Here is a 25,160-nt window from a genome sequence, read left to right as displayed (position 1 = left end):
GACTCCCTTACGCAGCAAGGTGGTTCAGCCATGCCCATCGACCCGTTCGCGGCGCTCAACGCCATGATCCGAGCCGAGGCCGCCCGTGTCCGGCCCGCCGGGACCGGTACGCCCAAGAAGGGAATGAAGACGAGCAAGGGGCGGGAGGAGCGCCCGAAGGAGGACCGTCAGGAGCGCTAGAAGCGTGGGGGTCGGTGCCCGGAAGGTCTCAGGCACCCACCCCCATGAGCGCCCTCAGGCCCCAGCCCCGCGCGCCAGTTCCACCGCGTACTTCGGCCACCAGTGCCCCGCGCTCGGCCCGCCCCGGCAGGTGCCGTCCGATTCGCCGGGGCGTTTGATCCACAGGTAGGCGTCGATGAGGGGGTCGCCCGTGGTCGCCGTGGGCGGGGTGCCGAGGGCCCGGCCGGGCGGGTTGCACCAGGAGTCGCTGCCGGAGTACGGGCCGTTGCCGTTGCGGCTGGTGTCGACGACGAAGTGCTTGCCGCCGAGCGCGGCGGAGAGCCGGTGACCGTACTCGGCGCTGGACGCGTTCGTCTGGAACGCGGAGACGTTGAGCGAGAACCCGTCCGCCTTGCCCACGCCCGCCTGGACCAGCTGGTCCGACAGAGCCGACAGGTCGCTGATCCAGTCGGAGTGCCCGGCGTCCAGATACACCTTCGTCGCCGGTCCTCGCTTCAACTGCCCCACGGCGTAGGCGAGGAGGGTGAGCCGCTCCTTTGAGGGGGCGGACTCGCAGCCGTCCACCAGGTGCGCGACCGCGTCCGGTTCGACGATCACGACGGCCGGGCGCTCGCCGATGCCGCGCGCGAACGAGTCGATCCACAGCCGGTAGTCGGCCGCGTCCTCGGCACCACCCTGCGAGTCGCCTTCGCAGTCGCGGTGGGGGATGTTGTACGCGACGAGGACCGGGACCCGTCCGGCGAGCGCGGCGGCACTCGTGACGCCTCGCACCGACTGCTCGACCCCCTCGGGCAGCGGCCATTCCGCCTGCGGCCGCAGCGAGATCTGCTCGATGAGCGCGGCGTCCGCGATCCGCCCGGCCCGGCTCCACACTGCGGCCTGGGTGGCGGCCGAGGTCGCCGGGTTCACCCAGTACGGGCCGGGATAGGGATCGCCGGGCGCGGCCCGCGGGGCGGCGAACCCGAGCGAGAGCACGACGGCGAGCGCCGCGAGGCAGCGGCGGATACGGGAGCGTGACCGGCCGGACATGGGACTCCAGGAATGCCTAACCCACCAATTGCTGAGATCTTGGCATCGAAGTCCCGCCCTGCGCCCGGATCTGGGGCCGTACGGGGGAACGGCCGCGTGCAGCTGCGGGTAGGGGACGCCCGTCGTGGGGTCAGTCCGCGTCGCGTACGTGGACGTGGCCGTCCCTGGGATAGGGCGGGTAGGCGGGCAGGATCCGGTCGAGGCGGTAGCCGGTCTTCTCCGCGACGCGGCACGAGGCGAGGTTGTCGATCTGGTGGAGCAGTTCGAGGCGGCGAAGGCCGTCGCCCGCGAAGGCGTCGAAGGCCCACGTCGAGAGCGCTTCCAGGGCGCGCGGGGCCACCCCCTGGCCACGGGCGTGGGCCAGGGTCCAGTAGCCGACCTCGCCGATCTCGCGGCTGTCGTCGTTCCACTTGAGGGAGATGTTGCACAGCAACTTGCCGTATTCACCGTCGAGTTGGGGCTCGCAGACCGCGAAGCTGAGCCGCTTCCCGGTCTCCGCGTCCTCCCACTGCCGTTCCAGCCACCGCAGCGCGTCCTCGGGGGTCTCCATCGGGCTGGTCGTCCAGCGGGCTATGTCGGGGTCGCGGTACGCCTCGATCACAGCCTCGGCGTCGTCCGCCCGCCAGGGCCGCAGCACAAGCCCGCCCGCCGTCGCCGTCGCCTCCACCCGCAGAGTCACCGTCATCCCTGTCCTCCTCGAAAACCCGGTCCATTGCGCCTGCCGCTTGCGTAAGAGTACGGAGGCGGGCCGAGCGGAATCCGAACGGGGCCGATCTTTCCAACTGGCAGGTTGGAGGCGGTTGTTGCGCAGGCCTCCGGCTGGCTGTCGCGGATGGCGTCAGTCACCGAGGAGTTCCGCGACGGCCCGCGCGGTCCACAGGCCCGCCGTGCCCGGGCAGTCCGCCAAATAGGCGGCGACCGCCTCCTCGTCCCAAGTGCCCGCCTCCAGCAGCCCCCTGGCCAGGTGCCTGAGGTAGGCGGCCGAGGGGGCTGTCCAGGTGACCTCGTCCATGCGCCAGGGGGCGGTGAACGTGAGCACGGGCCGGCCGTCGAGCCGGCCCGTACAGACGAGGGTTTCGTACCGCCCGTCGCCCAGTACGGACCGTCCCGTGCTCAGCACCTCGCAGAGGTCGAGGTCCGCGCCGGGTTCCCGGTACATCTCCTGCGCCACGATGTCGGCGAACTGGCCCGCCGAGACCAGGTGTGCGCGGCCGAACACGCGGCCGTCCGCGTCGGGATCGTAGAAGGCCCGGCCGCCCTGCCAGACCGGCGACCGGGTCGCGAAGTAGAGCGCCCCGCGGAGCTCCACCGGCACGGACTCGGCGGGCAGCCGACGGTCCCGGCACCCCGGATACGCCCGGGCCGCGCCCGGCGGCCGCCCGCCCTCGATGTAGTGGGCGAGCCGGTCGCGATGCATGTTGGAGCCGTACGAGGCGTACCAGACCATCCCGTCCGGCCCGCCCACGGCCGAGCTGTCGTCGACCACATCAACCTCCATTACCTCTGCGGTAATCGCCCCCTTCGCCGTCCCCCGGCAGAGTTGGGGACGCCGGGACCCGGGCGGCGCACTCCGGTCGGGTCCCGGGATTCCGACCAGGCATCACATACTTCACGGAGGCTGACTTCCATGTCCGAGAACCGCTACGAGACCGCCGTCGTCCGCTACTTCGAGGCATGGAACGCCGGCTCGGCCGAGGGTATCGCCAAGGCGGTCGCCGCGGCGTGGACCGAGGACGGGTCCTACACCGACCCGCTCGCCGAGGTCGCCGGCCACGACGCGATCGCCGCCGTGATCGCCGGGGCGCACGCCCAGTTCCCCGGGTTCGAGTTCCGGCTGCTCGGTGCGGTCGACGGCCACCACGACATCGCCCGCTTCGGGTGGGAGCTGGTGTCGGTCGCCGACGGCTCGGCCCCGGTCGCCGGGTTCGACGTGATCGCCCTCGCCGAGGACGGCCGCATCCGGTCCGTCGCCGGGTTCCTGGACCGCGTACCGGCTACGGCATGAGCGACTGAAGGTACTTCGCCGTCTCCGGGTCGGCCGGCAGGAACGTCTCGATGGCCAGCTCGGAGACGGTGACGTCCATCGGCGTGTTGAACGTGGCGATGGTCGATATGAAGGACAGGACCGTCCCCGCGTGCTCGATGCGCAGCGGCAGCGCGAAGGGGAACACCGGGTGGGCTCCGGCGTCGCCCGGCTCCGCGGCGGCCGGCACGGGGTGGGCGGCGACCTCCTCGTACAGCTCGCGCAGGGTGTCGCTGCGCAGCAGCGCGATCTGCCGTTCCATCTGTTCCAGGAGGTGGCCGCGCCACTGCGGCAGGTTGCGGATGCGCGGGGCGAGGCCCTCGGGGTGCAGGGTGAGGCGCATCGCGTTCACCGGCGGAGTCAGCAGATGCCCGGCCACGCCTTCGAGCAGCATCTCTATGCCCCGGTTCGCCGCGAGCACCGTGTATGTCGCGTCGACCATCAGCGCGGGGTAGGGATCGTAGGCCTGGAGCAGGCGCTCCATTCCCTCGCGCAGCGAGGTCATCGACGGGTCGTCGAGCGGGGTCTGCGCGTAGTGCGGGGCATAACCGGCCGCCAGGAGAAGGGCGTTGCGCTCGCGGACCGGCACGTCCAGGTGCTCGGCGAGGCGCAGGACCATCTCCTCGCTCGGCCGGGACCTGCCGGTCTCGATGAAGCTGATGTGCCGGGCCGACGAGTCGGCGCGCAGCGCGAGCTCCAGCTGGCTGATCCGGCGCTGCTCGCGCCAGCCGCGCAGCATCGGCCCTACTCCCGTTTCCAGTGCGGCAGTTGTCATAGCTCAGACATTAACCCGCGCCTCTGACAACGCCTCCGCTCGGCCCGCGTCCTGCCTGTTGCGGCGGTGCCGGATGGCCCAGCCCGCGAGGACCGCGCCCGCCGCGACCCCGTACGCCGTCGTCGGCACGGGAAAGTCCGGCGCGGCGGGAGTCGTCACATATGCGGCCGCCCCCGCAGCGGCGACGGTGAGCCACTCCCACCGCCCGTCGAGCGCCACGAGGGCGACCAGAAGCAGCGCGTACCAGGAGTAGCCCGGCGTGAGCAGCAGGAAGGACCAGCCGAGCAGCAACAGGGCGCCGGACCAGGGGCGTTCGGGGTTCCCGCGCCACAGCACGTACGCGGTCACCGCGAGCAGGACGGCGAGGGTGACCGGCAGGGACCAGCTGTCGGGCAGCACCAGGCGGAGCAGTGCGAACCGGCCCCGCGCGGAGGGATCGTCGTACCCCTCCTCCTCGGTGTAGCCGCCGAGGTAGCCGAACACCGAGGAGTGGGAGGCGAGCGCGTACGGGAGATAGGAGAGCGCGATCGTGCCGGCCGTCGACAGGAGTACGGTGACCGGCCGCCGTCGCAGGACCGCGGGCAGGACCACGGCGGGCAGCAGCTTCACCGCGACGCCCGCGCCGATCAGCGCTCCGCCCGCCGCGGCACGCAGCCGCCCGACCGCGGGACGGCCCGTCAGCACGCCGAGCCCCGCGACGGTCAACAGCACGGCCAGGACGTCGACATGGGCGTTGTTGACCGCCTCCAAGGGCACGGCCGGACACCACGCCCAGTACGCGACGGCCGGCACCGAGCCCGCCGCCCCGTCCGGGCCGCGCCGCCGGACGATCCGCAACAGCCCCAGCGTGGTGCCCACCGCGAACAGCGCGCCGCCGATCTGCAGCGGCTTCAGGCGGGCGGAGCCGGGCGTGATCTCGTGGACCAGGAGGTAGTACGCCTCGGCGACCGGCGGGTAAATGGTGTGGACGGACGGCCTGTTGAGGAGGGTGCAGCCGCCGTCCACCGGGGCGTGGTCCGGCAGCGCGCACTGCGCCGGATCCGTCGGGAACAGCCAGCGGTCGCGCAGCCCGGCCAGCTCGCGGTCGGCCGGAGCATGGTCGTACGGGGAGATCCCGGCGGCCTGCACCCGGCCGTCCCAGGCGTACCGATAGGCGTCCGTGCTCGTTCGCGGGGGAGCGAGGAGGCCCGTCGCGGCCACCGCGATCCCGCCCGCGACGATCAGTGCGGCCTGCCGGCGGACCGGCAGCTTGCGCACTGACCGGACGGCCGCGGCGAACAGCAGCCAGGCCGCCGCGTACCACCAGGAGAGCCCGCCCGGGTCGGTGGCATAGCCGTCGCGGAGGACGGTGAGGGCGAGCACGACAGTGAGCGCGGTGAGCAGGGCGGCGGTGCATGCGGTACGTCCATGGGTCACCCCGCGAGCCTCGCACCTGCGCACCGCTCCGGACGGCAGGCCGCCCCCGCCGTCCGCGAACCGTAAGGTTCTGCCTGGCGGGCGGGGGCGGATCAGTCGGCTACCGGATTACTGCCAGCCGCCGTAGGGAACGGTCAGCAGTTCCAGCCAGTGACCCGACGGGTCGGGGAAATAAACCCCGCGGCCGCCGTCGTTGTGATTGATCTCGTTCGGGTGCTGGCGGTGCGGATCCGCGAAGAACGGAAGCTTCAGATCTTTGATCTTCTGGAATGCCGCATCGAATTCTTCCTCGGACACGAGGAATGCGTAATGCTGCGCGGGGATATCGGTGCCCTCGGGCACCGTGGCGAAGTCTAGAGTGACTCCGTTGCTGGTCGTGACGGGGATGAACGGTCCCCATTCCTTGCCGACCTCAAGGCCGAGCATGTCGCCCAGGAATTCGGCGGACACCCGGTTGTCGCGGGAACCGATGATGGTGTGATTCAACTGTACTGACACGGTGGAATGCCTCCATCAGGCATCTCACAGACACCTCCATGTCTCACCCGGCCGGTGACCGACACGCGATGCTGCCCAAAGATCCTAACCACAGGCCCGTGGCCCTGTCACGGTATTGATTGCGTCATCACATTCCCGCACCGCACGACGGCGTTCGCGAACCGTAAGGTGTTCAGCCACCCCGAACGGGGGTCCGCCGGGGTGGGATGGAGGCATGAAGCCACGACTTCCCGCAGTGCGGCCGCCCGTCTTCAAGGGCCGACTGCACGACGCACGTACGGCGACCTCGATCGGCCGCCTGCTGGGTGTCGCGATCGCGATCTGCTTCGGCACGGGACTGATCAGCCACTATCTCCAGCACCCGCCCGGATGGCTGGCGGACTACTTGCCGAGCAGGCCCAGCTGGGGCTACCGGCTCACCCAGGGCCTGCACGTGGCGTCCGGCATCGCCGCGATCCCGCTGCTGCTCGCCAAGCTGTGGACGGTGTACCCGAGGCTGTTCGCGTGGCCGCCGGTGCGTTCCGTACGCCATGGGCTGGAGCGCCTCTCGGTCGCGGTCCTCGTCGCAGGCGCGGTCTTCGAACTGCTCACGGGGCTTCTGAACACGGTGCAGTGGTACCCGTGGCCGTTCAGCTTCGTACCCGTGCATTTCGCCGTGGCGTGGCTGCTCGCCGGGGCGCTGACACTCCATGTAGCCGTCAAGTACCCGGAAATCAAAGAGCACTGGAGCCGGAAGTCGCCCGGCACGCTGGCCTTGCCCGCGGCCGACGGCCCCGACCGACGCTCGTTCCTGACCGGCGTGACGGCCGCCGTCGGCGCGGTCACCCTCACCACCGTCGGCCAGTCCTTCACCCCGCTGAAAACCTTCGACGTCCTCGCGCCACGCCACCCCGACCACGGAGTCCAGGGCCTCCCGGTCAACAAGACCGCCGCGGCCGCCGGGGTCGGCCAAGTCGACTCGTCCGCCTACCTGTTGACGGTGGACGGCCCCCGCCCCTACACCCTCACCCTCGCCGAACTGTCCGCGCTCACCCAGCACGAGTCGGTGCTGCCCATCGCCTGCGTCGAAGGCTGGAGCAAGTCCGCGCGCTGGACCGGCGTGCGCATGACCGACCTGCTGCGCCGGGCCGGCGCGCCGCCGGACGCCCGGGTGCGGGTGACCTCGCTGGAGAAGTACGGCTCGTACCGCGTGATGGAGATGGGCCGCGAGTACGCCCACGATCCGCTCACCCTGCTCGCCCTCACACTCAACGGGCGGACCCTCACGCCCGACCACGGCTACCCTGCCCGCATCATCGCGCCGAACCGCCCCGGCGTGCTGCAGACCAAGTGGGTCACCCGGCTGGAGGTGCTGTGATGCGCACGGTGGTGGGCGCGGCGGGGCTCGCGCTGATGGCGTTCGGCGCGCTGCTGGTCTGGGACCAGGCCACCCACTGGGACGTGCTGATCTGGCTGGCCGGGGCCGTCGTCCTGCACGACGGGGTGATCGCGCCGCTGGTCCTCGGCGTGGGGTTCCTGGTCGGCGGCCTGAAGTACCGCGGCCTGGTGCGCGGCGCCCTGCTGACCGCGGGCTGCCTCACCCTGGTCGCCCTCCCGGTGCTGCTGCGTCCTCTCCCGACGGCCAACTCCTCGGTGCTGCCGCTGGATTACGTGCGCGGCTTGCTGATCTCCCTCGTGGCGGTGGCCGTGCTCGCGGTGCTGCTCGGCGCGGGGCGCTGGGCCTGGGGGAGGGCGGGCAAGGCGGATGATCCGGACGGCTGACGACGATCCGGAGCGCTGATGCGGGAACGGGGGCCTCGGTCAGTCCCCCGCCGCCCGCATCGGCTCCGCCGTCTCCCACACGCTCTGGAACGCCAGGCGCAGGCAGGCCGCAAGGGCCGGATGCTCGATGTACAGGGCGGTCGTCGAGCCCGTCCCCGCCACCGGATCCGGCATGTCGCACAGCACCAGCGAGGCGTCCGCGATGACCAGTTTGAGCGGCAGCCGCTGGGTGAAGCGGGCCTCCTCGCCGGCCTCGGCGAACCGCCGCACGTTCTCCAGGACCTCCTCGTCGGCCAGCGCGTCGTGCGTGTACACCGCCCGCACCGTGCCCTTGGCCCGTCGAAGCCGCCGGGTCGCCTTGATCCCGGACGTGTTGGCGGCCGGGGCCACGAACGGCGGCATGCAGAACGTGAGCAGCTCGGAGTCGGCCTGCTCCTGGATGTCCGCGAAGCGCTCGGCGATCTGCCGCTGGTCGCGCAGCACCTCGATGTAGTCGAGCGGATCGGTGTGCGCCCGCCCGTCGGCCCACAGCGGGAGGAGGAGCGAGGTGAGACCCGTCGACACCTTCTCAAGGCGTTCCAGGGACTCCCTCTGACGGTTCATCAGGCGGGTCACGGCGAGCTCCGGGGCGACCGCGGCGAACGTGGCGACGCGCCCCCGGTGGGCCACCGCGAGCTGGGCGCGGACCAGGCCGTCGAGGACGTCGTAGATGCGCTGCCGGGGCACCTCGGCCTCCCGCGCCACCTGCGCCGCGGTGTAGGAGTCGCGCCTGACGAGGGCGAGGTAGACCCGTGCCTCGTAGCGGGAGAGGCCCAGCTCGACCAGGTCGCTGACCGACCCCTCATCCGGCTCCATGCGCATCCCCGTCCGACTCCATGTGCATCCTCCTCGGCTCAGCTGCCCGCCACCGTATACACGTACACCCGGCTCTGAGCAGCCCTGTGATCTTTTGGGAATCACCCGGTGGGCGCGATCGGTGATCCATCCCTTTTCGAGGGCAAGGCTTTGCCTGGGGCTTGCCAAAGGCTGTTGTCGGCCTCGACGGCCGTCGCTACCTTCATCCCTGCCACCACCTGAGCGGGTGGCAGTTTTCGCGAGGTGCCACTGTCATGCACTGATCAGGCAAGGCCGCACCCGCTGATCACGTGCACCCACGTACTGCCGAACGTGCCGCACACCTAGCGCCGATGGCATACACATGCATCGCCGATCGCACCGCACACCCGCGGCACACGTGCCGTACGCGCAGCACACGTACCGCTGAACGTGCCGCACTCGTACCGCCGATCACCCCGCACGGATACCGCCGAACGTCCGCACATGTCTTGCCGCACGCGCCGGATCCGCCCTGCCGCTCACCCAGCTCCGTCCCCGCACCTCCGCCCGCCCCGATCCGGCGAACCGACCCCCATGGAGGGCAGTTCCTTGTATTCGAAGAGACCCTTCGGCCTCCCCGGATTCACCCGCCGGGCCGCCACCGCCGCGCTGTCCGCGGCGGCCCTGGTCACCGGTGGACTCATCGCCGTGGCCCCGTCCGTCAGCGCGGCCACGCAGGCCGACAGCGGCAAGGCCGCCAACACCCAGCGGCTGTGCGCCCAGCCCACCAAGGCGGGCATGATGTCCTGCCTGGCCCTGGCCCGCACCGACGTGCAGCACCACCTCGGCATATCCACCGCCGCCGCCCCCTCCGGCTACGGCCCCAGCGCCCTGCAGAGCGCCTACGCCCTGTCGTCGAGCGCGGGCGCCGGTGCGACGGTGGCGATCGTGGACGCCTACGACGACCCCAACGCCGAGTCGGACCTCGCCACTTACCGCTCGCAGTACGGACTGCCCGCCTGCACCACCGCCAACGGCTGCTTCAAGAAGGTCGACCAGAACGGCGGCACCAACTACCCGACCGCCGACTCCGGCTGGGCCGGTGAGATCTCCCTCGACGTCGACATGGTCAGCGCCGTCTGCCCGCAGTGCCACATCCTGCTCGTCGAGGCCAACCAGCCGTCGATGGCCGACCTGGGTACCGCGGTGAACCGCGCGGTCACCATGGGCGCCAAGTACGTCTCCAACAGCTACGGCGGCAGCGAGGACTCCACCGACCCGAGCTCCGACGCCTCCTACTTCAACCACCCGGGCGTCGCCATCACCGTCTCCTCGGGTGACAGCGGCTACGGCGTCGAGTACCCGGCCGCCTCCCAGTACGTGACCTCCGTGGGCGGCACCTCGCTCAGCCGCGCGAGCAACAGCCGCGGCTGGTCCGAGTCGGTCTGGGGCTCCAGCTCCGGCGGCCAGGGCGCGGGCTCGGGCTGCTCCGCCTACGACCCGAAGCCGTCCTGGCAGACGGACACCGGCTGTGCCAAGCGCACCGTCGCCGACGTCTCCGCGGTCGCCGACCCTGCCACCGGCCTCGCGGTGTACGACAGTTACCAGGCCAGCGGCTGGAACGTGTACGGCGGCACCAGCGCCTCCTCGCCGATCATCGCCGGCGTGTACGCCCTCGCCGGAACCCCCGCCGCGAACACCTACCCGGCGTCCTACCCGTACGCCCACACCGGCTCCCTGAACGACGTCACCTCCGGCGCCAACGGCAGCTGCAGCCCGGCCTACCTGTGCAAGGCGGGCGTCGGCTACGACGGCCCGACCGGCCTCGGCACCCCGAACGGCACCGCGGCCTTCACCGGCGGCACGAGCACCGGCAACACCGTCTCGGTGACCAACCCGGGCAACCAGTCGACGCAGGTCAACACGGCGGCCTCGCTCCAGATCCACGCCACCGACTCCGACAGCGGCCAGTCGCTGACCTACAGCGCCACCGGCCTCCCGGCGGGCCTGTCCATCAACGCCTCGACCGGCCTGATCTCCGGCACCCCGACCACCGCCGGGTCCTCCAACGTGACGGTGACCGCCAAGGACACCACCAACGCCAGCGGCTCGACGTCCTTCACCTGGAACGTCACCACCCCGGGCGGCGGCTGCACCCCGGCCCAGCTGCTCGGCAACCCCGGCTTCGAGACCGGCAGCGCCGCACCCTGGTCGGCGACCGCGGGCGTCATCGACAACTCCAGCGGCGAGGCCGCGCACTCCGGCTCGTGGAAGGCCTGGCTCGACGGCTACGGCATCAGCCACACCGACTCGCTCTCCCAGACGGTGAGCATCCCGGCCGGCTGCCACGCCACCCTCACCTACTACCTGCACATCGACACCAACGAGACGACCACCTCCACCGCCTACGACAAGCTGACGGTGACGGCCGGTTCGACCACGCTGGCGAGCTACTCCAACCTCAACAAGAACACCGGCTTCGCCCAGAAGTCCTTCGACCTCTCCTCGTTCGCGGGGCAGACGGTCACCATCAAGTTCAACGGTGTGGAGGACAGCAGCCTGCAGACCTCGTTCGTCGTCGACGACACGGCGGTCAACGTGAGCTGACCTGAACACGCGAAGGGCGGGGCGGGGTTCATCCCCTGCCCCGCCCTTTCGTACGTCCCGCCCGCCGCGATCAGACAGACGTCGCCCTGCACCGGTCTACCGGCTCTACCGGCGCCGAAGGGCCACGAACGGGCGGCCCGCCGCGGTCCAGCGACCGGCCGGACGCCAGCCCAGCGGGCGGGCGCAGGACAGCAGCGCGTTGGTGCCGAGCCGCGCCCACGGGAAGTCACCGCCCGCCGCACCGCTCGCATCGGCGACCCGGACCCGGATCCGCTCGTCGATCTCGTACGGTGCCGTCTCGGCCAGCAACAGGCCTCCGGGGGTGACGAGTTGGGCCACCCGGGCGAGTAGTGCCGCCGGGTCGCCGCCGATGCCGACATTCCCGTCGACGAGCAGCGCGGTGTCCCAGCGCCCCTCGCCCGGCAGCCGGTCGAAGACCGAGCGGCACAGCGCGCTGCCGCCCCAGTCGCGGGTGCGGCGGACCGCTTCGGGGCTCACGTCGACGCCGAGCGCGGCGACCCCCTCGGCGGCGAGCGCCGCCACCAGGCGGCCGGGCCCGCAGCCGATGTCCAGGACCGCGCCCCGGCAGCGCCGCAGCACCGTACGGTCCGCCAAGTCCGGCTCTGCACACCAGCGTTCGACCTCCAGCGGCAGCAGCCAGCCATCGGGCCTGCGCAGGAACAGCGGGCCGCGCCCGGAGCGGAGCGCATCGGTATAGGGGTCGGCGTGCCAGGCGGCCGGGGCGGCGGCGGAGAGTGCTCTCACCATGCGCGGGGCCCGGCGGTGAGGGAGCCGGCTGTCGAGGGCTGGGCGGCAGGGGGCCGAATCGCCGGGGTTCCGGCTGCCAGGGACCGGGCGAAGCGGCCGTGCGGGGCTTCGGCCGCGACCAGTTGGGCGTCCCGCGCGGTGTCCACATCCCGCAGCCGAGCCAGCTCACGCACCGTGAGCCCGGCGTCGTACAGCCGCTGCCGCTGCACGCGCCCGGTCTCGGCCACCGACATCGGCACCCCGAGCAGCAGCGACGGGTCGGGCTCGGTCAGGCCGAGGGCCCAGAACCCGCCGTCCTCGGCCGGGCCGAACCACGCCTCGTCCGGACCGGGGTCCGCCAGGGCGGGTGCGAGCAGCGCCGGGCTCACCTGCGGGGTGTCCATGCCGATCAGCAGCGCGGGCCCGGTGCACGCGGCGAACGCCGCCGCGATCCGCTCGTCCAGGCCGCCCGCACACTGCGGCACCACCTCGAAGCCCTGCGGAAGCCATGACCCCGGCTCGCCTTCGAGCACCAGAAGCCTTCTGTGTACGGGGGTGGCGAGGACCGCGTCGAGGGTGTCGGCGAGCGACGCCTCGGCGATCTCGGCCGCCTCCTCGGGGGTGTACGGCGGGGTGAGCCGCGTCTTGACCCGGCCGGGCACGGGCGCTTTCGCGAGGACGATCAGCGTCGTGCCCGACACCGCCCCGCCCGCCGCCCCGGTCATCGGGCCACCGCCGACGTACGCGCCGCCACGGGCGGCTCGGCAAGCACCTTGCGCATGTCGTGCACCGCCTGCCAGGTGCCCCGCCACGTCCCGGTGACCTTCGACTTCCCGGTGCGCGGCCGGTACGGCACCGCGTGCTCGGCCACCCGCCACCCCGCGTCGGCCGCCCGCACCACCATCTGGAGCGGGTAGCCGCTGCGCCCGTCGGTCAGCCCGAGCCCGAGCAGCGCCTCGCGGCGCGCGGCCCGCAGCGGCCCCAGGTCGTGCAGGCGCAGCCCGGTGCGGCGCCGCAGCATCCGCGCGAGCGCCAGGTTCCCGGCCCGCGCGTGCAGCGGCCAGGCGCCGAGCCCCTGCGGCCGCCGCCGGCCGAGCACCAGGTCGGCGGCGCCGGACGCCACCTCCCGGACAAAGGGGACGAGCTCGCCCGGATCGAGGGAGGCATCGCAGTCGCAGAAGCAGACGTACTCGGCCTCGGCCGCGAGCAGCCCGGCGTGGCAGGCCGCGCCGAAACCCCGGCGGGGCTCGTGCACGACGGTCGCGCCGAGCGAGCGCGCCACTTCGGGCGAACCGTCCGACGAGCCGTTGTCGACCACGACGGCCCGCCAGCCGTCCGGGATCCGGGCCAGCACCCAGGGCAGCGCCTCGGCCTCGTCGAGACAGGGCAGCACGACGTCCACGGTCACCGCACCCGGTCCGGGAAGGCCTGCGGACAGGGGCTGTCGCGGGGACGGAGACGGGGACGGAGACGGGGGCGGGGACGCGGGAGGTGGAGCGGAGGGGGATTCGGTCACGTCCTCACCGTACGAATCCAAACCGGACAAAACGGATATCAGGTTCTTACGAAACGCGGACATCGCCCGCCCGGGGCCCACCCGGCGCAGACGGACGCCCCCGGGCGGTGCGACGCTGGATTCCATGCACAGCACCGAGAGCCGCATCCTGGTCGTCGACGACGATCCGACCGTCGCCGAGGTCGTCACCGGCTACCTGGAACGCGCGGGCCACACCGTCGAGCTCGCCGCCGACGGCCCCGCCGCCCTGCGCGCGGCCACGCAGCGCCGCCCCGACCTGGTGGTACTCGACCTGATGCTGCCCGGCATGGACGGCCTGGAGGTGTGCCGCCGACTTCGTGCCACGACCCCGATACCGGTGATCATGCTGACCGCGCGCGGCGACGAGGACGACCGCATCCTCGGCCTGGAGATAGGCGCGGACGACTATGTGACCAAGCCCTTCAGCCCGCGCGAGCTCGTCCTCCGCGTCGAATCCGTACTGCGCCGCGCCCGCACCGCCACCGCCCGCCCGGGCCCGCGCATGTCCCGCTCGGGCATCGCCCTCGACCCGGCCGCCCGCACCGCCTCGAAGGACGGCAACGAACTGGCCCTGACGCTGAGGGAGTTCGACCTCCTGGCCTACCTCCTGGCCCGCCCCGGCGAGGCCATCTCCCGCGAACGCCTGATGCATGAAGTGTGGGGATGGGAGTTCGGCGACCTGTCCACGGTGACCGTCCATGTCCGCCGCCTACGCGGCAAGATCGAAACCGATCCGGCGAAGCCTGTGCTGATCCGTACGGTGTGGGGGGTGGGGTACCGGTTCGAGGCGGACGAGGAGGGGGCGGCGGAGAGGCTTGGTCCCGCTGCGGCACATAGTGCGGGGGCGGCAGATGGTACTGAGCCATATGAGGGTCGGCCACATGGGGCTGAGCCACGTATGGCGGGCCGCCAGCCGGATGCGGGCGGCTCTTATGGTGCTCAGCCATATGGGGCCGGGCCACATGGTGCTCAGCCATATGGGGCCGGGCCATATGGGGCCGAGCCCAGCAGCACCACCGGCGCGGACGCATCCGTACTTCGCGGAGGCGACCATGGGTGACGTCCTGCTCATCGCGCTGTATGCCTTCCTCGGTGCCGCGGCCGCCGGGCTCGGTGGGGCGCTCGCCCTGCGCCTCCTGCGGCACCGCTCGCTCACCGCGTCCGTGGCCGTCGTCGCGGCCGTCGCGGTCATCGCGATGCTGGCCGGCACGCTCGCCGTCGCCTGGGCCATGCTCCTGAACTCCCATGACCTGACCGTGGTGACGGTGGTCGTCGCCATGGCCGCGGTGGCCTCACTGGCCACCGCGCTGCTGCTCGGCCGCAGGGTCGTAGCCAGCAGTCGCCGCCTCGCCCTGGCCGCCCGCTCGTTCGGCGACGGCGGAAGCTTCGACGCCCCCACGGCGCCCGCCACCGCCGAACTCGCCGCACTGAGCCGGGAGTTGGCGGCCACCAGTGCGAAACTGACCGAGTCGCGTGAGCGGGAGCGAGCCCTGGAAACCTCGCGGCGCGAACTCGTCGCCTGGATCTCGCACGACCTGCGCACCCCGCTCGCCGGGCTCCGCGCGATGGCCGAGGCCCTCGAAGACGGCATGGCCAAGGACCCGGACCGCTACTTCCGCCAGATCAGAACCGAGGTCGAGCGCCTCAACTCCATGGTCGGCGACCTCTTCGAACTCTCCCGCATTCACGCGGGAGCGCTCTCCCTCAACCCTGCCCGCATGTCCGTCCACGACCTGATCGGCGACGCGCTGGCGGGGGCGGACCCGCTGGCCCGCGAACACGGGGTACGCCTCGTCGGAGAGCGCGTCGATGCGGTGCCGGTCGAGGTGGACGGCAAGGAGATGACCCGGGTCCTCGCGAACCTCCTGGTCAACGCCATCCGGCACACTCCGGCCGACGGCACGGTAGCGGTCGCCGCCGAGGACCGGGACGGCGCGGTCACGCTCTCCGTCACCGACGGCTGCGGCGGCATCGCCGAGGACGACCTGCCCCGCGTCTTCGACACCGGCTGGCGCGGCACCGAGGCACGCACCCCGCCCGGCGGCGCGGGCCTCGGCCTCGCGATCGTCCGAGGCATCGTGGAAGCCCACTCGGGCCGCGCGGAAGTCCGCAACGTGGCAGGCGGCTGCCGCTTCGAACTCACCCTGCCGGTCGCCCCGGCATAGGCGCCCCCAGGGGCGCGGGGAACGGCGCGACCAGCCCCCGACGGTCCGCAGCGGAAAGCCGGGGAAAGGGGGCCAGGCAAGCAGCCCGACCCCTTCCTCCGGCTCACGCCAGACGCCGGCGGCCGCCCTACCCTGCCGCCGCGAACTCCGCCATCCCCTCCGCGAACCCCACCACCGGCTTCCACCCCAGCTCACCGCGCAGCCGCGCCGAGTCCGCCGTGATGTGCCGTACGTCGCCCAGCCGGTACTCGCCGGTCACCACCGGGGCGGGACCCCCGTGCGCCGAAGCCAGCGCTCGGGCCATCTCGCCCACGGTGTGCGGGGTCCCGCTGCCCGTGTTGTACGCGGTGAGCGCGCCGGGCGGGCGGCTTGAGAGCGCTTCCAGCGCCACCGCATTCGCCGCCGCCACATCCCGTACGTGCACGAAGTCCCGGCGCTGGCGGCCGTCCTCGAAGACCCGGGGCGCCTCGCCGCGCGCCAGCGACGAGCGGAAGAACGAGGCCACCCCCGCATAGGGCGTGTCCCGGGGCATCCCCGGCCCGTACACGTTGTGGTAGCGCAGCGACACCGCCCGGCCGCCGGTCGCCCGGGCCCAGGCGGCGGCCAGGTGCTCCTGCGCCAGCTTGGTCGTGGCGTACACATTGCGCGGGTCGACCGGCGCGTCCTCCGCGACCAGACCAGGACTCAACTCGGCCTCGCAGCAAGGGCATTGGGGCTCGAACCGCCCCGCGTCGAGCCACTCGACCGGCCGGGGCCCGGGGCGTACGACCCCGTGCTCGGGGCACTCGTAGCGGCCCTCGCCGTAGACCACCATCGACCCCGCGAGGACCAGTTCCCGCACCCCCGCGTCGGCCATCGCCGTCAGCAGGACCGCTGTGCCGAGGTCGTTACAGCTCACATAGGCGGGGGCGTCGGCGAACCCGGTGCCGAGTCCGACCATCGCCGCCTGGTGGCACACCGCGTCGACCCCGACCAGTGCCGCGGCGACGACGTCCGGATCCCGGACGTCGTCCCCCGGACGGACCGCCCGGTCCAGGACGAGCGGCTCATGGCCGTGTGCGGCAAGCGCTGTGACAATGTGCGAGCCGATGAAGCCCGCGCCTCCCGTGACAAGTACACGCATAGAGGAGACGCTACGGATGTGGAGCCTCTGCGTCACCGCTCCACCCCGCCATGTCACCACCCCGTAAGGAGTATCCGGACATGCCCGTTGAGCCACTGTCGCAGAAGGACATCGAGGACCGGCTGCGCGAGCTGCCCGGCTGGTCGCTGTCGGACGACCACGACCGGATCTCCCGCAGCTTCCGTCTCACCGACCACTTCGCCGCGACGGCCATGGTCGTCCATGTGGCCCAGATCCAGGAGGAGCTCGGCCACCACAGCGACCTCACCCTCGGCTACAACACGATCTCCCTGTCCGTGAACACCCACGACGCGGGCGGCGCCCTCACCGCCCTGGACTTCCAACTCGCCCACCGGGTAGAGGAGATCGCCCCCGGCCACGGTGCGGGGTGACCACGCTCGTACAGTGATCCGCATGCTGGATTACAACGCGGAGGCGGCTCATTACGATGCCACGCGCGGCGGCGTGCCCCGGGCCGAGGCCGCCGCCGAGGCCGTCCTCGGACTCGTTCCGGACACCGCCCGCACCCTGCTCGACATAGGGTGCGGCACCGGTTCGGTCACCCAGCGCCTGAACCGGCCGGGCCTGTGCGTCCACGGGGCCGATGCGTCGTACGGCATGGCGAGTATCGCCGCCGAGCGCGTCGGCCGCCGGATCGTGCTCGCCGATGTGAATCAACTCCCTTTCCGCGCGGGGGCGTTTGACGCGGTATCCGCGGTGTGGCTGCTCCACCTGGGCCGGATCACGCCACAGTCCGTCGTGGCCGAGGTGGCGCGCGTACTGAAGCCGGGCGGAGTGTTCATCACCACCGTGGACAAGGACGCCGCGCACGACGTCGGCTCCGACATCGACGCCCTGCTCACCCCGCACCGCACCGGCACCCCCTCCGACCGGGCCGACCTCATCGAGTCGTACGCCGCCCGGCACGGCCTGACCCCGGTGGCCCAGGCCCGCTTCACCGGTCACGGCCAGGGCCGCACCCCGCTCACCGCCGCGGACGCCGTCCGCCGAGGCGGTTTCACCTCGTGGCTCACCCTGACTGGTACACCCGCAGAGGAGCTGGCCGCGGCCCTGGCCGCCCTGCCGGACCCGGACCGGCGCCGGGCGGACCCGGAGTACCGGTTGCTTGCCCTGAGGAAGGGGTGAGAGCGCTCTCACGCAAGCCTCACCCAAGCCCGCCAGGTCTGCCTAGTCGGCCGCCTTCGTCATCTCCATGGTCCAGTTGAGCACCCTGGAGCCGTACGGCCTGGTCCTCAAGCCGGCCGCTGGTACGTCGTCGCCGCGCCCGGGCCGCGCACGTACCGGGTCGACCAGATCCTCCAACTGGCCATCTCGGACGAGGAGTTCGAGATTCCTGACGGTTTCGACCTGGCCGGCTACTGGCGGCGGGCGCAGGACGACTTCCATGCCTGGCTGCGCCAGGACGAGGCGGCGGTACGCCTCTCGCCGCGCGGCGCCGAACGGCTCACCGGCGCCGCCGCCCGCGCCTTCGCCGAGACCGGAACCGAAGAGCCCGACGGCTGGACCCGTGCCGTCCTTCCCATCGAATCCCTCGACCACGCCCACGGCGAATTCCTGGCGCTTGGCGCGGAGATCGAAGTGCTGGCACCGGCGGAGCTGCAGTTCCAACTGGCCGACACCATCAGGCAGTTGGCCGCCGTGTACGCAGGGTGAGTGTTGTCGAGCCACGCAGGTAGGCCGAATGGCGTTGGCGGAGCTCTTCCCCCTGCTCCATCGCGCCAACCGTTGGGCCGAACGAGTAACAGAGAGTAACTCGCGTGCTGTGGTCGCAGTTCTGTACCCATGTGGGGCGGCACCATGTGTGAACGGGCCCCTCACGCTGAGTCCACCTCCACACCAGGAGCACCACTGTGATCAAGAAGGTTCTGGCCGGCGCGGCTTTCGCGACCGCCGCCGTGATGGCTGTCGCCGCGCCGGCGTCGGCGCACGCCAAGGGTCCCGAGGCCGGGAACGGCACCACCAACGCGCACGACAGCATCCGTGCCGCCCGTGCTGCCGAGTTGGGCCCGACCGCGAGTGGCGCCGGTGCCACGGACTTCGGCACCCGCAACGGCAACACCGCCATCGCCGGTGACTCGGGCGGCATTCTCAACACCTACGGTGCCCCGCTCATCAACATCGACCTGCGCTGCGCGGTTCCGCTGCCGGAGGGCGAGGGCATCGGCGGGCACCTGCTCGGCGGCCCGAAGGCGGCCTGCAACATCGCGCCCGTCGACCAGTACCAGGCCCCGCAGAAGCTCCTCTGATCGCAGAAGCTTCGCTGACCGTGTCCGGTGACCCCCGACGAGAGCGCCTCTCGTCGGGGGTCACCCCTTGACCGGCCCCGCAGGCCGGCGCGGGTGGGCCGACCCCCGTCCGCCCCGCCGGCGCCGAACCCGGCCGGTCATACGTGCCAGTCGCCCGCCGACGCCGCCCGACTCGCGAAGTCGGCGAAGTCGCGGGGCTCGCGGCCCAGAACGCGCTTCACACCGTCCGTCGTGGACGCGTTGTGGCCGTCGAGCAGCATGCCGAAGAGCCCGGCCAGCCACTCGGCGTCCGGCGCGGGCAGGCCGTACTGGGTGAGCAACTCCGCGTACTCGGCGCCCGACACCGGCACATAGCGGATCTCGCGGCCGGTCGCGCGGGAGAGTTGGGCGGTGACCTCCGCGAAGGTGAGTAGGCGCGGGCCCGTCAGCTCGTACGTCTGCCCGGCGTGGCCGTCCTCCATCAGCGCGGCAACCACCACGTCGGCCAGGTCGTCGGCGTCGACCCAGGGTTCGGCGGTGTCTCCGGCCGGGAAGGCCACCGTTCCCGCCAGCACGCCCTCGGCCATCGCGCCCTCGCTGAAGTTCTGGGCGAAGAACGCGGCGCGGAGCACGGTGACGTCAGGGCACGCCTCGCGCAGAGCGCTCTCGGCACGGGCCGCCTCCGGCTCGCCCCGGCCCGAGAGCAGCACGACCCGGCGTACCCCGTTCGCCGCCGCGAGCCGGCCGAACCGGCGCATCGCATCCACCGCGCCCGGCGCCGCGAGGTCGGGGTAGTAGGCCACATACGCGGCGTACGCGCCACATAGTGCGGCGCCCCATGTGGAGTCGTCCGCCCAGTCGAAGCGGACCTCACCGGTCCGCGACCCCGACCGGACCGGCACCCCGCGAGCGGTGAGCCGCTCGACCACCCGGTGCCCCGTCTTTCCCGTGCCGCTGGTCACCAGGACCGTCCGCTGCGTCAACTCGTCTGTCCGCCGGGTGTCTTGCGTCGTGTTCGTCATGCGTCCAGCGTCGCCGGAAGGCCCTGGACTCTCCATGCGCCAGGGGCCAATCCCCATACGCGTTCGTCTACGCCTCGTGTCGCCCGGCGCGTTCTACGCTGGCCCCATGGACGCACTCGCCGGACTGCTCGACGGACCGCGGGCCAGAGGGGCCTTCCTGCTCCGCATGGTGATGGAACCCCCGTGGTCCGTCCGGATCGAGGACCGCGCGCCGATCTCCCTGATGTCGATGACGGCGGGCGAGGCCTGGATCGTGCCCGACCGCGGCGAGGCCGTGCACATCGCCCCCGGCGACATCGTCGTCGTACGCGGCCCCGACCCGTACACCGTCACGCACTCGCCGGAGCTCGCACCGTTCGCCCGGATCGGCCCCGGCGAGACGTGCACGACCCTGCGCGGGGAGCCGCTCTCCGACTCCATGGACCTGGGCGTACGCACCTGGGGCAACGCCCCGGACGGCTCGGCCACCATGCTGGTGGGCACGTATCTGATGGAGGGGGAGATCAGCGGGCGGCTGCTCGACGCGCTGCCGCCGGTGGTGCTGCTGACCGCGCAGGAGTGGAACTGCTCGCTCATGCCGCTGCTCGACGACGAGATCTCCCGCGACGAGCCCGGCCAGAGCGTCGTCCTGGACCGGCTGCTCGATCTGCTGCTCATCGCGGTGCTGCGCTCGTGGTTCTCACGGCCCGGCGCGGACGCGCCCGCCTGGTACCGGGCGATGGGCGATCCGGTGGTCGGACCCGCGCTGCGGCTGCTGCAGAACAGCCCCGCGCACGCCTGGACGGTGGCGTCGCTCGCCGCGAAGTGCGGGGTGTCACGAGCGGGATTCGCGCGCCGCTTCACCGAACTGGTGGGAGAGCCGCCGATGGCGTACCTGACCGGCTGGCGCCTGGCCCTGGCCGCCGACCGCCTGCGCGAGACGGACGCCACCATCGAGGCCATCGCCCGCGAGGTCGGCTACGGCGGGGCGTTCGCGCTGAGCGCCGCGTTCAAGCGTGTCCGTGGCATCAGCCCCCAGGAGCACCGGGCTCTGGGCGGAACCGGCTGAACGTCCGATCAACGCCCTCGCCACGTTCACCGTCGGCCACACCCTCGCCGAGGCCGGCCGCACCCCGACTCAACCCTCTTACGAACGGGTCCGGTTCTTCACGACCGGCTCGCATTCCTTCGCGTACCACCCCTGCTCACTCTCAAGTACCCCCAACTCCCTTACGTATCAAGCGAGTTCGTTGCTTGCTGTGAGTCAGTGGGGGTACGGATACTCGACGCGGCGAGTTGGCATGGACGCCGGCGCATGCCGGGATCCCGGTCGTCGCGTCCCGGTCATCGCGCCCGACGGGCCCGGCGAACACCCGTCGCCGGGCTCAACCCCCCACAGGAGGTTTCGAGTTGAAGCAGCGATGGATGTCAGGCCGACGTGCGGCCACCGCCGCGGCGGGAGCCCTGGCGCTCGGCGCGACCCTGACGATGCAGAGCGCCGACGCAGCCCCCGCACCGACCGCCGCCCCGCAGTCCGCCGCATCGGCGGGGCAGCTGGCACACCGGATCGACAGCACTCTCGCGGGCCGCACGGCAGGCTCGTACTACGACGCCGCGAGCAAGAAGCTCGTCGTGAACGTGGTCGACGCCGCGACCGCCGACAGCGTCCGCAAGGCGGGCGCCGTAGCCCGTACCGTCAAGCACTCCCTGAGCCAACTCAACGCATCCCGACAGGCGTTGAAGGACAAGGCGTCGATACCTGGCACGTCCTGGTCGATGGACCCGGTCAGCAACACGATGGTCGTCAAGGCAGACCGCACCGTCACCGGTGACCGCCTCGACCGGCTCAACAAGGTGGTCCAAGGCCTCGGCGACACGGTCACCCTCAAGAGAACGACCGGACGCTTCCAGCCGCTCATCGCGGGCGGCGACGCGATCTGGGGCAGCAACGCCCGCTGCTCGCTCGGCTTCAACGTCACGGTCGGCGGGCAGCCGTACTTCCTGACCGCCGGGCACTGCGGCAACGCGGTTTCCAGCTGGTCGGACCAGCAGGGTGGTTCGGAGATCGGGGTCACCGAGGCCTCCACGTTCCCCGGCCACGACTACGCGCTCGTCCGCTACACCAGTGGCATCGACCACCCGAGCGCGGTCGACCTGTACAACGGCTCCTCCCAGCCGATCAGCGGCGCCCGCGAGGCCACCGTCGGCGAGCAGGTCCAGCGCAGCGGCTCCACCACCCAGGTCCAGGGCGGTCAGGTCACCGGCCTGAACGCCACCGTGACGTACGAGGAGGGCCAGGTCGACGGCCTGATCGACACCACCGTGTGCGCCGAGCCCGGCGACAGCGGCGGCTCCCTCTTCGACGGCAGCACGGCGCTCGGCCTCACCTCCGGCGGCAGCGGCGACTGCAGCTCGGGCGGCGAGACCTTCTTCCAGCCCGTACCGGAAGCGCTCCAGGCGTACGGAGCGCAGATCGGCTGACCTCCACTGATGTTCCGGTCGGGCAGGGGCTCAGGCGTCGCCCGCCAGCAGGTGCTGGGGCACCGACCGGAACGTCCAGGTGCCGGCCCGGCGCGTGAAGACCCACACCAGGTCGAAGCGGTCGGGCCACTCCTCTGGGACTCCGCCGGCCCGGGAAGCGCCCAGCGCTTCGACGATCGGCGGGATCTTGGAGTGCTCCCAGCAGATGAGCACAGGGGCCGTCGCCGCGAGAGCGGCGGCGGCCAGCTCCTTCTCCCTGCCCTCGGCGAACTCGGTGTTCACCGGCACGTGGAGAGCCTCGGCGAGCGGAGTCACGGTCTGCCGCATCCGGTGCGCACCGGCGTCCGGCCCCTGGTCCGCCGCGGCATAGACGGTGGCGGGGCGGGGGAGCGGCGCCGACCCCGAACCGGCAGAAGAACTCCCGCTGTTGGGGACGAAGAGCCGCGGCAGCGCCTGAGAGCGCTCCCAGCCGCGCTTGGTCAGCGACTTCTTGTCCTGCTTGCCGGCTTCGTCGAACCCGGGATCACCGGAGCCCGGCTTCTCGCCGTGCCTGATGATCATGACCGTGGTGTCGCGCCCGGGGTCGGACGGTACGGCGCCCGTCGACGCGGAACTCTTCGACGCGGACTTCTTGCCGTGGCCTGTGCCGCAGCCCGCCGCCACGACCGGCGCGGCCAGCGCCAGACCCAGCAGCACTGCCCGCCGGTTCGGCGCATTCCCCTCGGTCACCTTCGCACCTCTCTTTGAGCCGTTCACTCGACTCTTCTTGAGCCCATTACTCGACAACCGGCTCCAACTCCCACCACTGCCCAGGGGAGTCGGTGTCCTCCCACTGCTGCACGTTCGCACCGTCCTCGGCGGAACCGTCGGCGACTTCCAGGAGCAGGCCGCTGATGTAACTGACCAGGGTGACTCGGCCGGGCACGTCCAAGTGCCGTTCCACGAGCCACTCCTGGGCACCGAAGTTGTTGGCCTTCCACTGCTGGACGTTCGCGCCGTTCTCGGTGGAGGCGTTGGCGACGTCGAGCCGCTTGCCGCTGTTCACGTTCACCAGATGGTAGAGCCCGCCGCCGCTGTGCACGGGGGAGATGTGCCACTGCTGCGCCGTGGAACCGCTCTCCTTGCCCTGCTGCACATTGGCCCCGCTGCCCTTGGCGCCCCCGTACACCTCAAGGAGCAGCCCGCTGGCCACATTGCGTACGAGGTAGCGGCCTTCGGGCAGGGTGGGGCTCTGGATCTCATTCATGATCTCGAAGGATACGGTCATGACAACGCCGCCGCCCGGAGGAATCGGGCGGCGGCATGGTCACGCGACAGTGCGGTGCCGTCAGTGGTGGCGGCTCTCGCGGGCCAGCGCGGTCACGAAGTGGGCCGCGTCGATGGTGCCGACGCCGGTCGCCATGTCGTAGCCGTTCACCGCGGTGTAGCCGGTGACGCCCTGGTAGCTGTTGTTCGTGCCGTCGTTGACGTCGACGAGGCCGCTGCTCGGCTTGTAGCCCTCGTGCTTGTACAGCGAGTACAGCGCGTCGTTGATGTTGCCGAGGCGGTGCCCGGCGGCCTGGTCGGCGAGGGCGACGATGCCGGAGAACAGCGGGCTCGCCTCGCTCGTGCCGCCGGACACGTCCCAGCCGACGGCGGTCGGGTCGTAGCTGGAGTACACCCAGGCGCCGCCGTTGACCGCGGCCGCCATCGAGATGTCCGGGGTGCCGCGGCGGTTGCCGACGATGCCGCGCACGCCGTTCTGGAAGGACGGGCGCTCGAAGACGTGCGACTGACCGCCGCCGCCCGAGCCGTTGTCGTTGTACACGCTCTCGGGCTTGAGGCGGTTGCCCTTGTCGTCGAGGTGCAGCTGGGTGCCGCCGATCGAGGTGACCAGCGGGTCGGACGAGGGCCAGGAGTTGACGCGCTCCTTGTAGTAGCCGCTGCCGTCCGCGGTGTTGTCGGTGGCGCCGCCGTCACCGGAGGAGGCGAGCACGGTCACCCCGTGGGCCGCCGCGTCCTTGAACGCGTACCGCAGGTTCTTGATGCTGGAGAAGTCGCCCTTGTCGAAGCCGGGGAACGTGTTCTCCGTGGCGCCGAAGCTCTGGGTGATGACATCGCCGATGCCCTGGTCGATGAGGTGCTTCTCGGCGTCCATCATCTCGGGCAGGCCGGTGACGCCCTCGGTCTCGGCGACCGCGGTCTCGACCAGGATGATCTTCGCGTCCGGCGCGACGGCGTGGGCCATCTCGACGTCGAGCGTGGACTCACCGGCCCAGCCGGTCATGTCCTTGTTCTTGGGGTCCCACTGGGGAACGTTGCCCCACTTGACCACGTCGACCTTGCTGCTGGGAATGCCGTACTGCTTGCTGTACACGTCCAGGTCGTGCTGGATCGTCGGCGAGCCGAAGGAGTCCACGATCACGATCGTGCGGCCCTTGCCGGTGATGCCCGCCTTGTAGAGCGGGTTCAGGTTGTACGCCTGGCGGTACTGCAGCGGTCCGTAGCAGGCGATCTTCCACTTGGCCTGGCACTGCTCGGTGGTGAGCGGGCCGCTGGTCGAGTGGGCGAGGTGCTGCCCGGTGATGGCCGGGACGGGCTTTACCTGCGGGACGGCAGGTGCGGCGGTGGCGGACCCGGACAGCGGGGTGGCTATCACCGCGGCGGCGGCAAGGGCGGTGGCCCCAACTGTCGCTGCTGCGGTACGAGTCCGGGGGCGGGCTATGCGCATGAATGCTCCCTGAGTGGGGTGAAGCCGCGCGGGGCGGTCTTCGCG

General features: G+C 71.6%; 28 protein-coding genes. 13 read left to right on the top strand and 15 right to left on the bottom strand.

Translation table 11 applies throughout. The features are described 5' to 3' along the window. The first annotated feature begins 30 nt into the window (after positions 1 to 30). Complete coding sequence (locus ACSHXC_RS06975) at positions 31 to 180, top strand: hypothetical protein (RefSeq protein WP_438290734.1); 150 nt, start codon at positions 31 to 33, stop codon at positions 178 to 180. A 54-nt stretch (positions 181 to 234) separates the two neighbouring features. Here the strand turns inward: ACSHXC_RS06975 and ACSHXC_RS06970 are convergent, their stop codons facing one another. From ACSHXC_RS06970 to ACSHXC_RS06960, 3 genes are all read right to left on the bottom strand, one after another. Further along, complete coding sequence (locus ACSHXC_RS06970; RefSeq protein WP_438290733.1) at positions 235 to 1,209, bottom strand: glycoside hydrolase family 6 protein; 975 nt, start codon at positions 1,207 to 1,209, stop codon at positions 235 to 237. Positions 1,210 to 1,339: 130 nt separating this feature from the next. Further along, complete coding sequence (locus ACSHXC_RS06965; RefSeq protein WP_438290732.1) at positions 1,340 to 1,894, bottom strand: GNAT family N-acetyltransferase; 555 nt, start codon at positions 1,892 to 1,894, stop codon at positions 1,340 to 1,342. Between the two features lie 153 nt (positions 1,895 to 2,047). Then, complete coding sequence (locus ACSHXC_RS06960; protein WP_438290731.1) at positions 2,048 to 2,707, bottom strand: histone deacetylase; 660 nt, start codon at positions 2,705 to 2,707, stop codon at positions 2,048 to 2,050. A 129-nt stretch (positions 2,708 to 2,836) separates the two neighbouring features. Here ACSHXC_RS06960 and ACSHXC_RS06955 point away from each other — a divergent pair, with 129 nt between their 5' ends. Next, positions 2,837 to 3,214 (top strand): nuclear transport factor 2 family protein, encoded by a 378-nt coding sequence (locus ACSHXC_RS06955; protein ID WP_438290730.1) that lies wholly within the window; start codon positions 2,837 to 2,839, stop codon positions 3,212 to 3,214. On the opposite strand, the gene ACSHXC_RS06950 is transcribed toward ACSHXC_RS06955, so the two are convergent. The 3 genes from ACSHXC_RS06950 to ACSHXC_RS06940 form a co-directional block, all read right to left on the bottom strand. Continuing rightward, the gene (locus ACSHXC_RS06950) at positions 3,204 to 4,007 is read right to left on the bottom strand and encodes a helix-turn-helix domain-containing protein (RefSeq protein ID WP_438290729.1); all 804 of its coding nucleotides are present in this window, start codon (positions 4,005 to 4,007) and stop codon (positions 3,204 to 3,206) included. The genes ACSHXC_RS06955 and ACSHXC_RS06950 overlap by 11 nt on opposite strands. Before the next feature lie 3 nt (positions 4,008 to 4,010). Then, positions 4,011 to 5,423, bottom strand: a complete 1,413-nt coding sequence (locus tag ACSHXC_RS06945) for a glycosyltransferase family 87 protein (RefSeq protein WP_438290728.1) — start codon at positions 5,421 to 5,423, stop codon at positions 4,011 to 4,013. 108 nt (positions 5,424 to 5,531) lie between these two features. Further along, entirely contained in the window at positions 5,532 to 5,921 is a 390-nt protein-coding gene (locus ACSHXC_RS06940) for a VOC family protein (RefSeq protein WP_438290727.1), read from the bottom strand. Between the two features lie 214 nt (positions 5,922 to 6,135). Between ACSHXC_RS06940 and ACSHXC_RS06935 the strand changes: the two genes are divergently transcribed. Both ACSHXC_RS06935 and ACSHXC_RS06930 read left to right on the top strand, forming a co-directional pair. Then, entirely contained in the window at positions 6,136 to 7,278 is a 1,143-nt protein-coding gene (locus ACSHXC_RS06935; protein ID WP_438290726.1) for a molybdopterin-dependent oxidoreductase, read from the top strand. Next, positions 7,278 to 7,682 carry a hypothetical protein gene (locus ACSHXC_RS06930; RefSeq protein WP_438290725.1) on the top strand — a complete coding sequence of 135 codons (405 nt, stop codon included), beginning with the start codon at positions 7,278 to 7,280 and terminating at the stop codon, positions 7,680 to 7,682. Before ACSHXC_RS06935 ends, ACSHXC_RS06930 begins: the two co-directional genes overlap by 1 nt. A 39-nt stretch (positions 7,683 to 7,721) precedes the next feature. On the opposite strand, the gene ACSHXC_RS06925 is transcribed toward ACSHXC_RS06930, so the two are convergent. Then, positions 7,722 to 8,537, bottom strand: coding sequence for a TrmB family transcriptional regulator (locus ACSHXC_RS06925; RefSeq protein ID WP_438290724.1), 816 nt, complete (start codon positions 8,535 to 8,537; stop codon positions 7,722 to 7,724). A 570-nt stretch (positions 8,538 to 9,107) separates the two neighbouring features. Between ACSHXC_RS06925 and ACSHXC_RS06920 the strand changes: the two genes are divergently transcribed. Then, a complete protein-coding gene (locus ACSHXC_RS06920) occupies positions 9,108 to 11,105 on the top strand; it encodes a putative Ig domain-containing protein (RefSeq protein ID WP_438290723.1) in 1,998 nt (665 codons plus the stop codon). Between the two features lie 105 nt (positions 11,106 to 11,210). On the opposite strand, the gene ACSHXC_RS06915 is transcribed toward ACSHXC_RS06920, so the two are convergent. The 3 genes from ACSHXC_RS06915 to ACSHXC_RS06905 are packed head-to-tail and all read right to left on the bottom strand — an operon-like array spanning position 11,211 to position 13,290. Beyond that, complete coding sequence (locus tag ACSHXC_RS06915) at positions 11,211 to 11,873, bottom strand: class I SAM-dependent methyltransferase (protein ID WP_438290722.1); 663 nt, start codon at positions 11,871 to 11,873, stop codon at positions 11,211 to 11,213. After that, positions 11,867 to 12,577, bottom strand: coding sequence for a TIGR04282 family arsenosugar biosynthesis glycosyltransferase (locus tag ACSHXC_RS06910; RefSeq protein ID WP_438290721.1), 711 nt, complete (start codon positions 12,575 to 12,577; stop codon positions 11,867 to 11,869). The genes ACSHXC_RS06915 and ACSHXC_RS06910 overlap by 7 nt, the downstream gene beginning before the upstream one ends. Then, on the bottom strand, positions 12,574 to 13,290 hold the full coding sequence (locus ACSHXC_RS06905; protein ID WP_438296465.1) for a glycosyltransferase family 2 protein: 717 nt from the start codon (positions 13,288 to 13,290) through the stop codon (positions 12,574 to 12,576). The genes ACSHXC_RS06910 and ACSHXC_RS06905 overlap by 4 nt, the downstream gene beginning before the upstream one ends. A 202-nt stretch (positions 13,291 to 13,492) precedes the next feature. On the opposite strand from ACSHXC_RS06905, the gene ACSHXC_RS06900 reads away from it, so the two are divergent. Together ACSHXC_RS06900 and ACSHXC_RS06895 are read left to right on the top strand one after the other, a co-directional pair. After that, entirely contained in the window at positions 13,493 to 14,449 is a 957-nt protein-coding gene (locus tag ACSHXC_RS06900) for a response regulator transcription factor (RefSeq protein ID WP_438290720.1), read from the top strand. Further along, positions 14,442 to 15,554: a sensor histidine kinase gene (locus ACSHXC_RS06895; RefSeq protein WP_438290719.1), complete on the top strand. Its 1,113-nt coding sequence runs from the start codon at positions 14,442 to 14,444 to the stop codon at positions 15,552 to 15,554. Before ACSHXC_RS06900 ends, ACSHXC_RS06895 begins: the two co-directional genes overlap by 8 nt. A 127-nt stretch (positions 15,555 to 15,681) precedes the next feature. On the opposite strand, the gene ACSHXC_RS06890 is transcribed toward ACSHXC_RS06895, so the two are convergent. Then, a complete protein-coding gene (locus tag ACSHXC_RS06890) occupies positions 15,682 to 16,677 on the bottom strand; it encodes an NAD-dependent epimerase/dehydratase family protein (protein WP_438290718.1) in 996 nt (331 codons plus the stop codon). A gap of 80 nt (positions 16,678 to 16,757) precedes the next feature. Between ACSHXC_RS06890 and ACSHXC_RS06885 the strand changes: the two genes are divergently transcribed. The 4 genes from ACSHXC_RS06885 (at position 16,758) to ACSHXC_RS06870 (ending at position 18,944) form a co-directional block, all read left to right on the top strand. Next, positions 16,758 to 17,069: a 4a-hydroxytetrahydrobiopterin dehydratase gene (locus ACSHXC_RS06885; protein ID WP_438290717.1), complete on the top strand. Its 312-nt coding sequence runs from the start codon at positions 16,758 to 16,760 to the stop codon at positions 17,067 to 17,069. A 22-nt stretch (positions 17,070 to 17,091) separates the two neighbouring features. Beyond that, on the top strand, positions 17,092 to 17,823 hold the full coding sequence (locus ACSHXC_RS06880; protein WP_438290716.1) for a class I SAM-dependent methyltransferase: 732 nt from the start codon (positions 17,092 to 17,094) through the stop codon (positions 17,821 to 17,823). Between the two features lie 168 nt (positions 17,824 to 17,991). Continuing rightward, positions 17,992 to 18,351: a helix-turn-helix transcriptional regulator gene (locus ACSHXC_RS06875; RefSeq protein WP_438296463.1), complete on the top strand. Its 360-nt coding sequence runs from the start codon at positions 17,992 to 17,994 to the stop codon at positions 18,349 to 18,351. Positions 18,352 to 18,548: 197 nt separating this feature from the next. Continuing rightward, the gene (locus ACSHXC_RS06870) at positions 18,549 to 18,944 is read left to right on the top strand and encodes a hypothetical protein (RefSeq protein ID WP_438290715.1); all 396 of its coding nucleotides are present in this window, start codon (positions 18,549 to 18,551) and stop codon (positions 18,942 to 18,944) included. Between the two features lie 137 nt (positions 18,945 to 19,081). On the opposite strand, the gene ACSHXC_RS06865 is transcribed toward ACSHXC_RS06870, so the two are convergent. Further along, a complete protein-coding gene (locus ACSHXC_RS06865; protein ID WP_438290713.1) occupies positions 19,082 to 19,945 on the bottom strand; it encodes an NmrA family transcriptional regulator in 864 nt (287 codons plus the stop codon). Between the two features lie 106 nt (positions 19,946 to 20,051). On the opposite strand from ACSHXC_RS06865, the gene ACSHXC_RS06860 reads away from it, so the two are divergent. Both ACSHXC_RS06860 and ACSHXC_RS06855 read left to right on the top strand, forming a co-directional pair. After that, positions 20,052 to 20,993 (top strand): cupin domain-containing protein, encoded by a 942-nt coding sequence (locus tag ACSHXC_RS06860; protein ID WP_438290712.1) that lies wholly within the window; start codon positions 20,052 to 20,054, stop codon positions 20,991 to 20,993. A gap of 341 nt (positions 20,994 to 21,334) precedes the next feature. Beyond that, the gene (locus ACSHXC_RS06855) at positions 21,335 to 22,405 is read left to right on the top strand and encodes a S1 family peptidase (protein WP_438290711.1); all 1,071 of its coding nucleotides are present in this window, start codon (positions 21,335 to 21,337) and stop codon (positions 22,403 to 22,405) included. A gap of 30 nt (positions 22,406 to 22,435) precedes the next feature. Here ACSHXC_RS06855 and ACSHXC_RS06850 read toward each other — a convergent pair whose 3' ends face one another. From ACSHXC_RS06850 to ACSHXC_RS06840, 3 genes are all read right to left on the bottom strand, one after another. After that, positions 22,436 to 23,134: a hypothetical protein gene (locus ACSHXC_RS06850; RefSeq protein WP_438290710.1), complete on the bottom strand. Its 699-nt coding sequence runs from the start codon at positions 23,132 to 23,134 to the stop codon at positions 22,436 to 22,438. Between the two features lie 46 nt (positions 23,135 to 23,180). Next, positions 23,181 to 23,651 (bottom strand): RICIN domain-containing protein, encoded by a 471-nt coding sequence (locus ACSHXC_RS06845; protein WP_438290709.1) that lies wholly within the window; start codon positions 23,649 to 23,651, stop codon positions 23,181 to 23,183. Positions 23,652 to 23,732: 81 nt separating this feature from the next. Then, on the bottom strand, positions 23,733 to 25,115 hold the full coding sequence (locus ACSHXC_RS06840) for a S53 family peptidase (RefSeq protein WP_438290708.1): 1,383 nt from the start codon (positions 25,113 to 25,115) through the stop codon (positions 23,733 to 23,735). Positions 25,116 to 25,160 lie beyond the last annotated feature (45 nt).

The sequence above is a fragment of the Streptomyces sp. HUAS TT7 genome (assembly GCF_051550175.1).
Taxonomy (GTDB): domain Bacteria; phylum Actinomycetota; class Actinomycetes; order Streptomycetales; family Streptomycetaceae; genus Streptomyces.
Note: the sequence above shows the minus strand (reverse complement) of the source record. Positions and strands in the feature narration are given on the sequence as shown.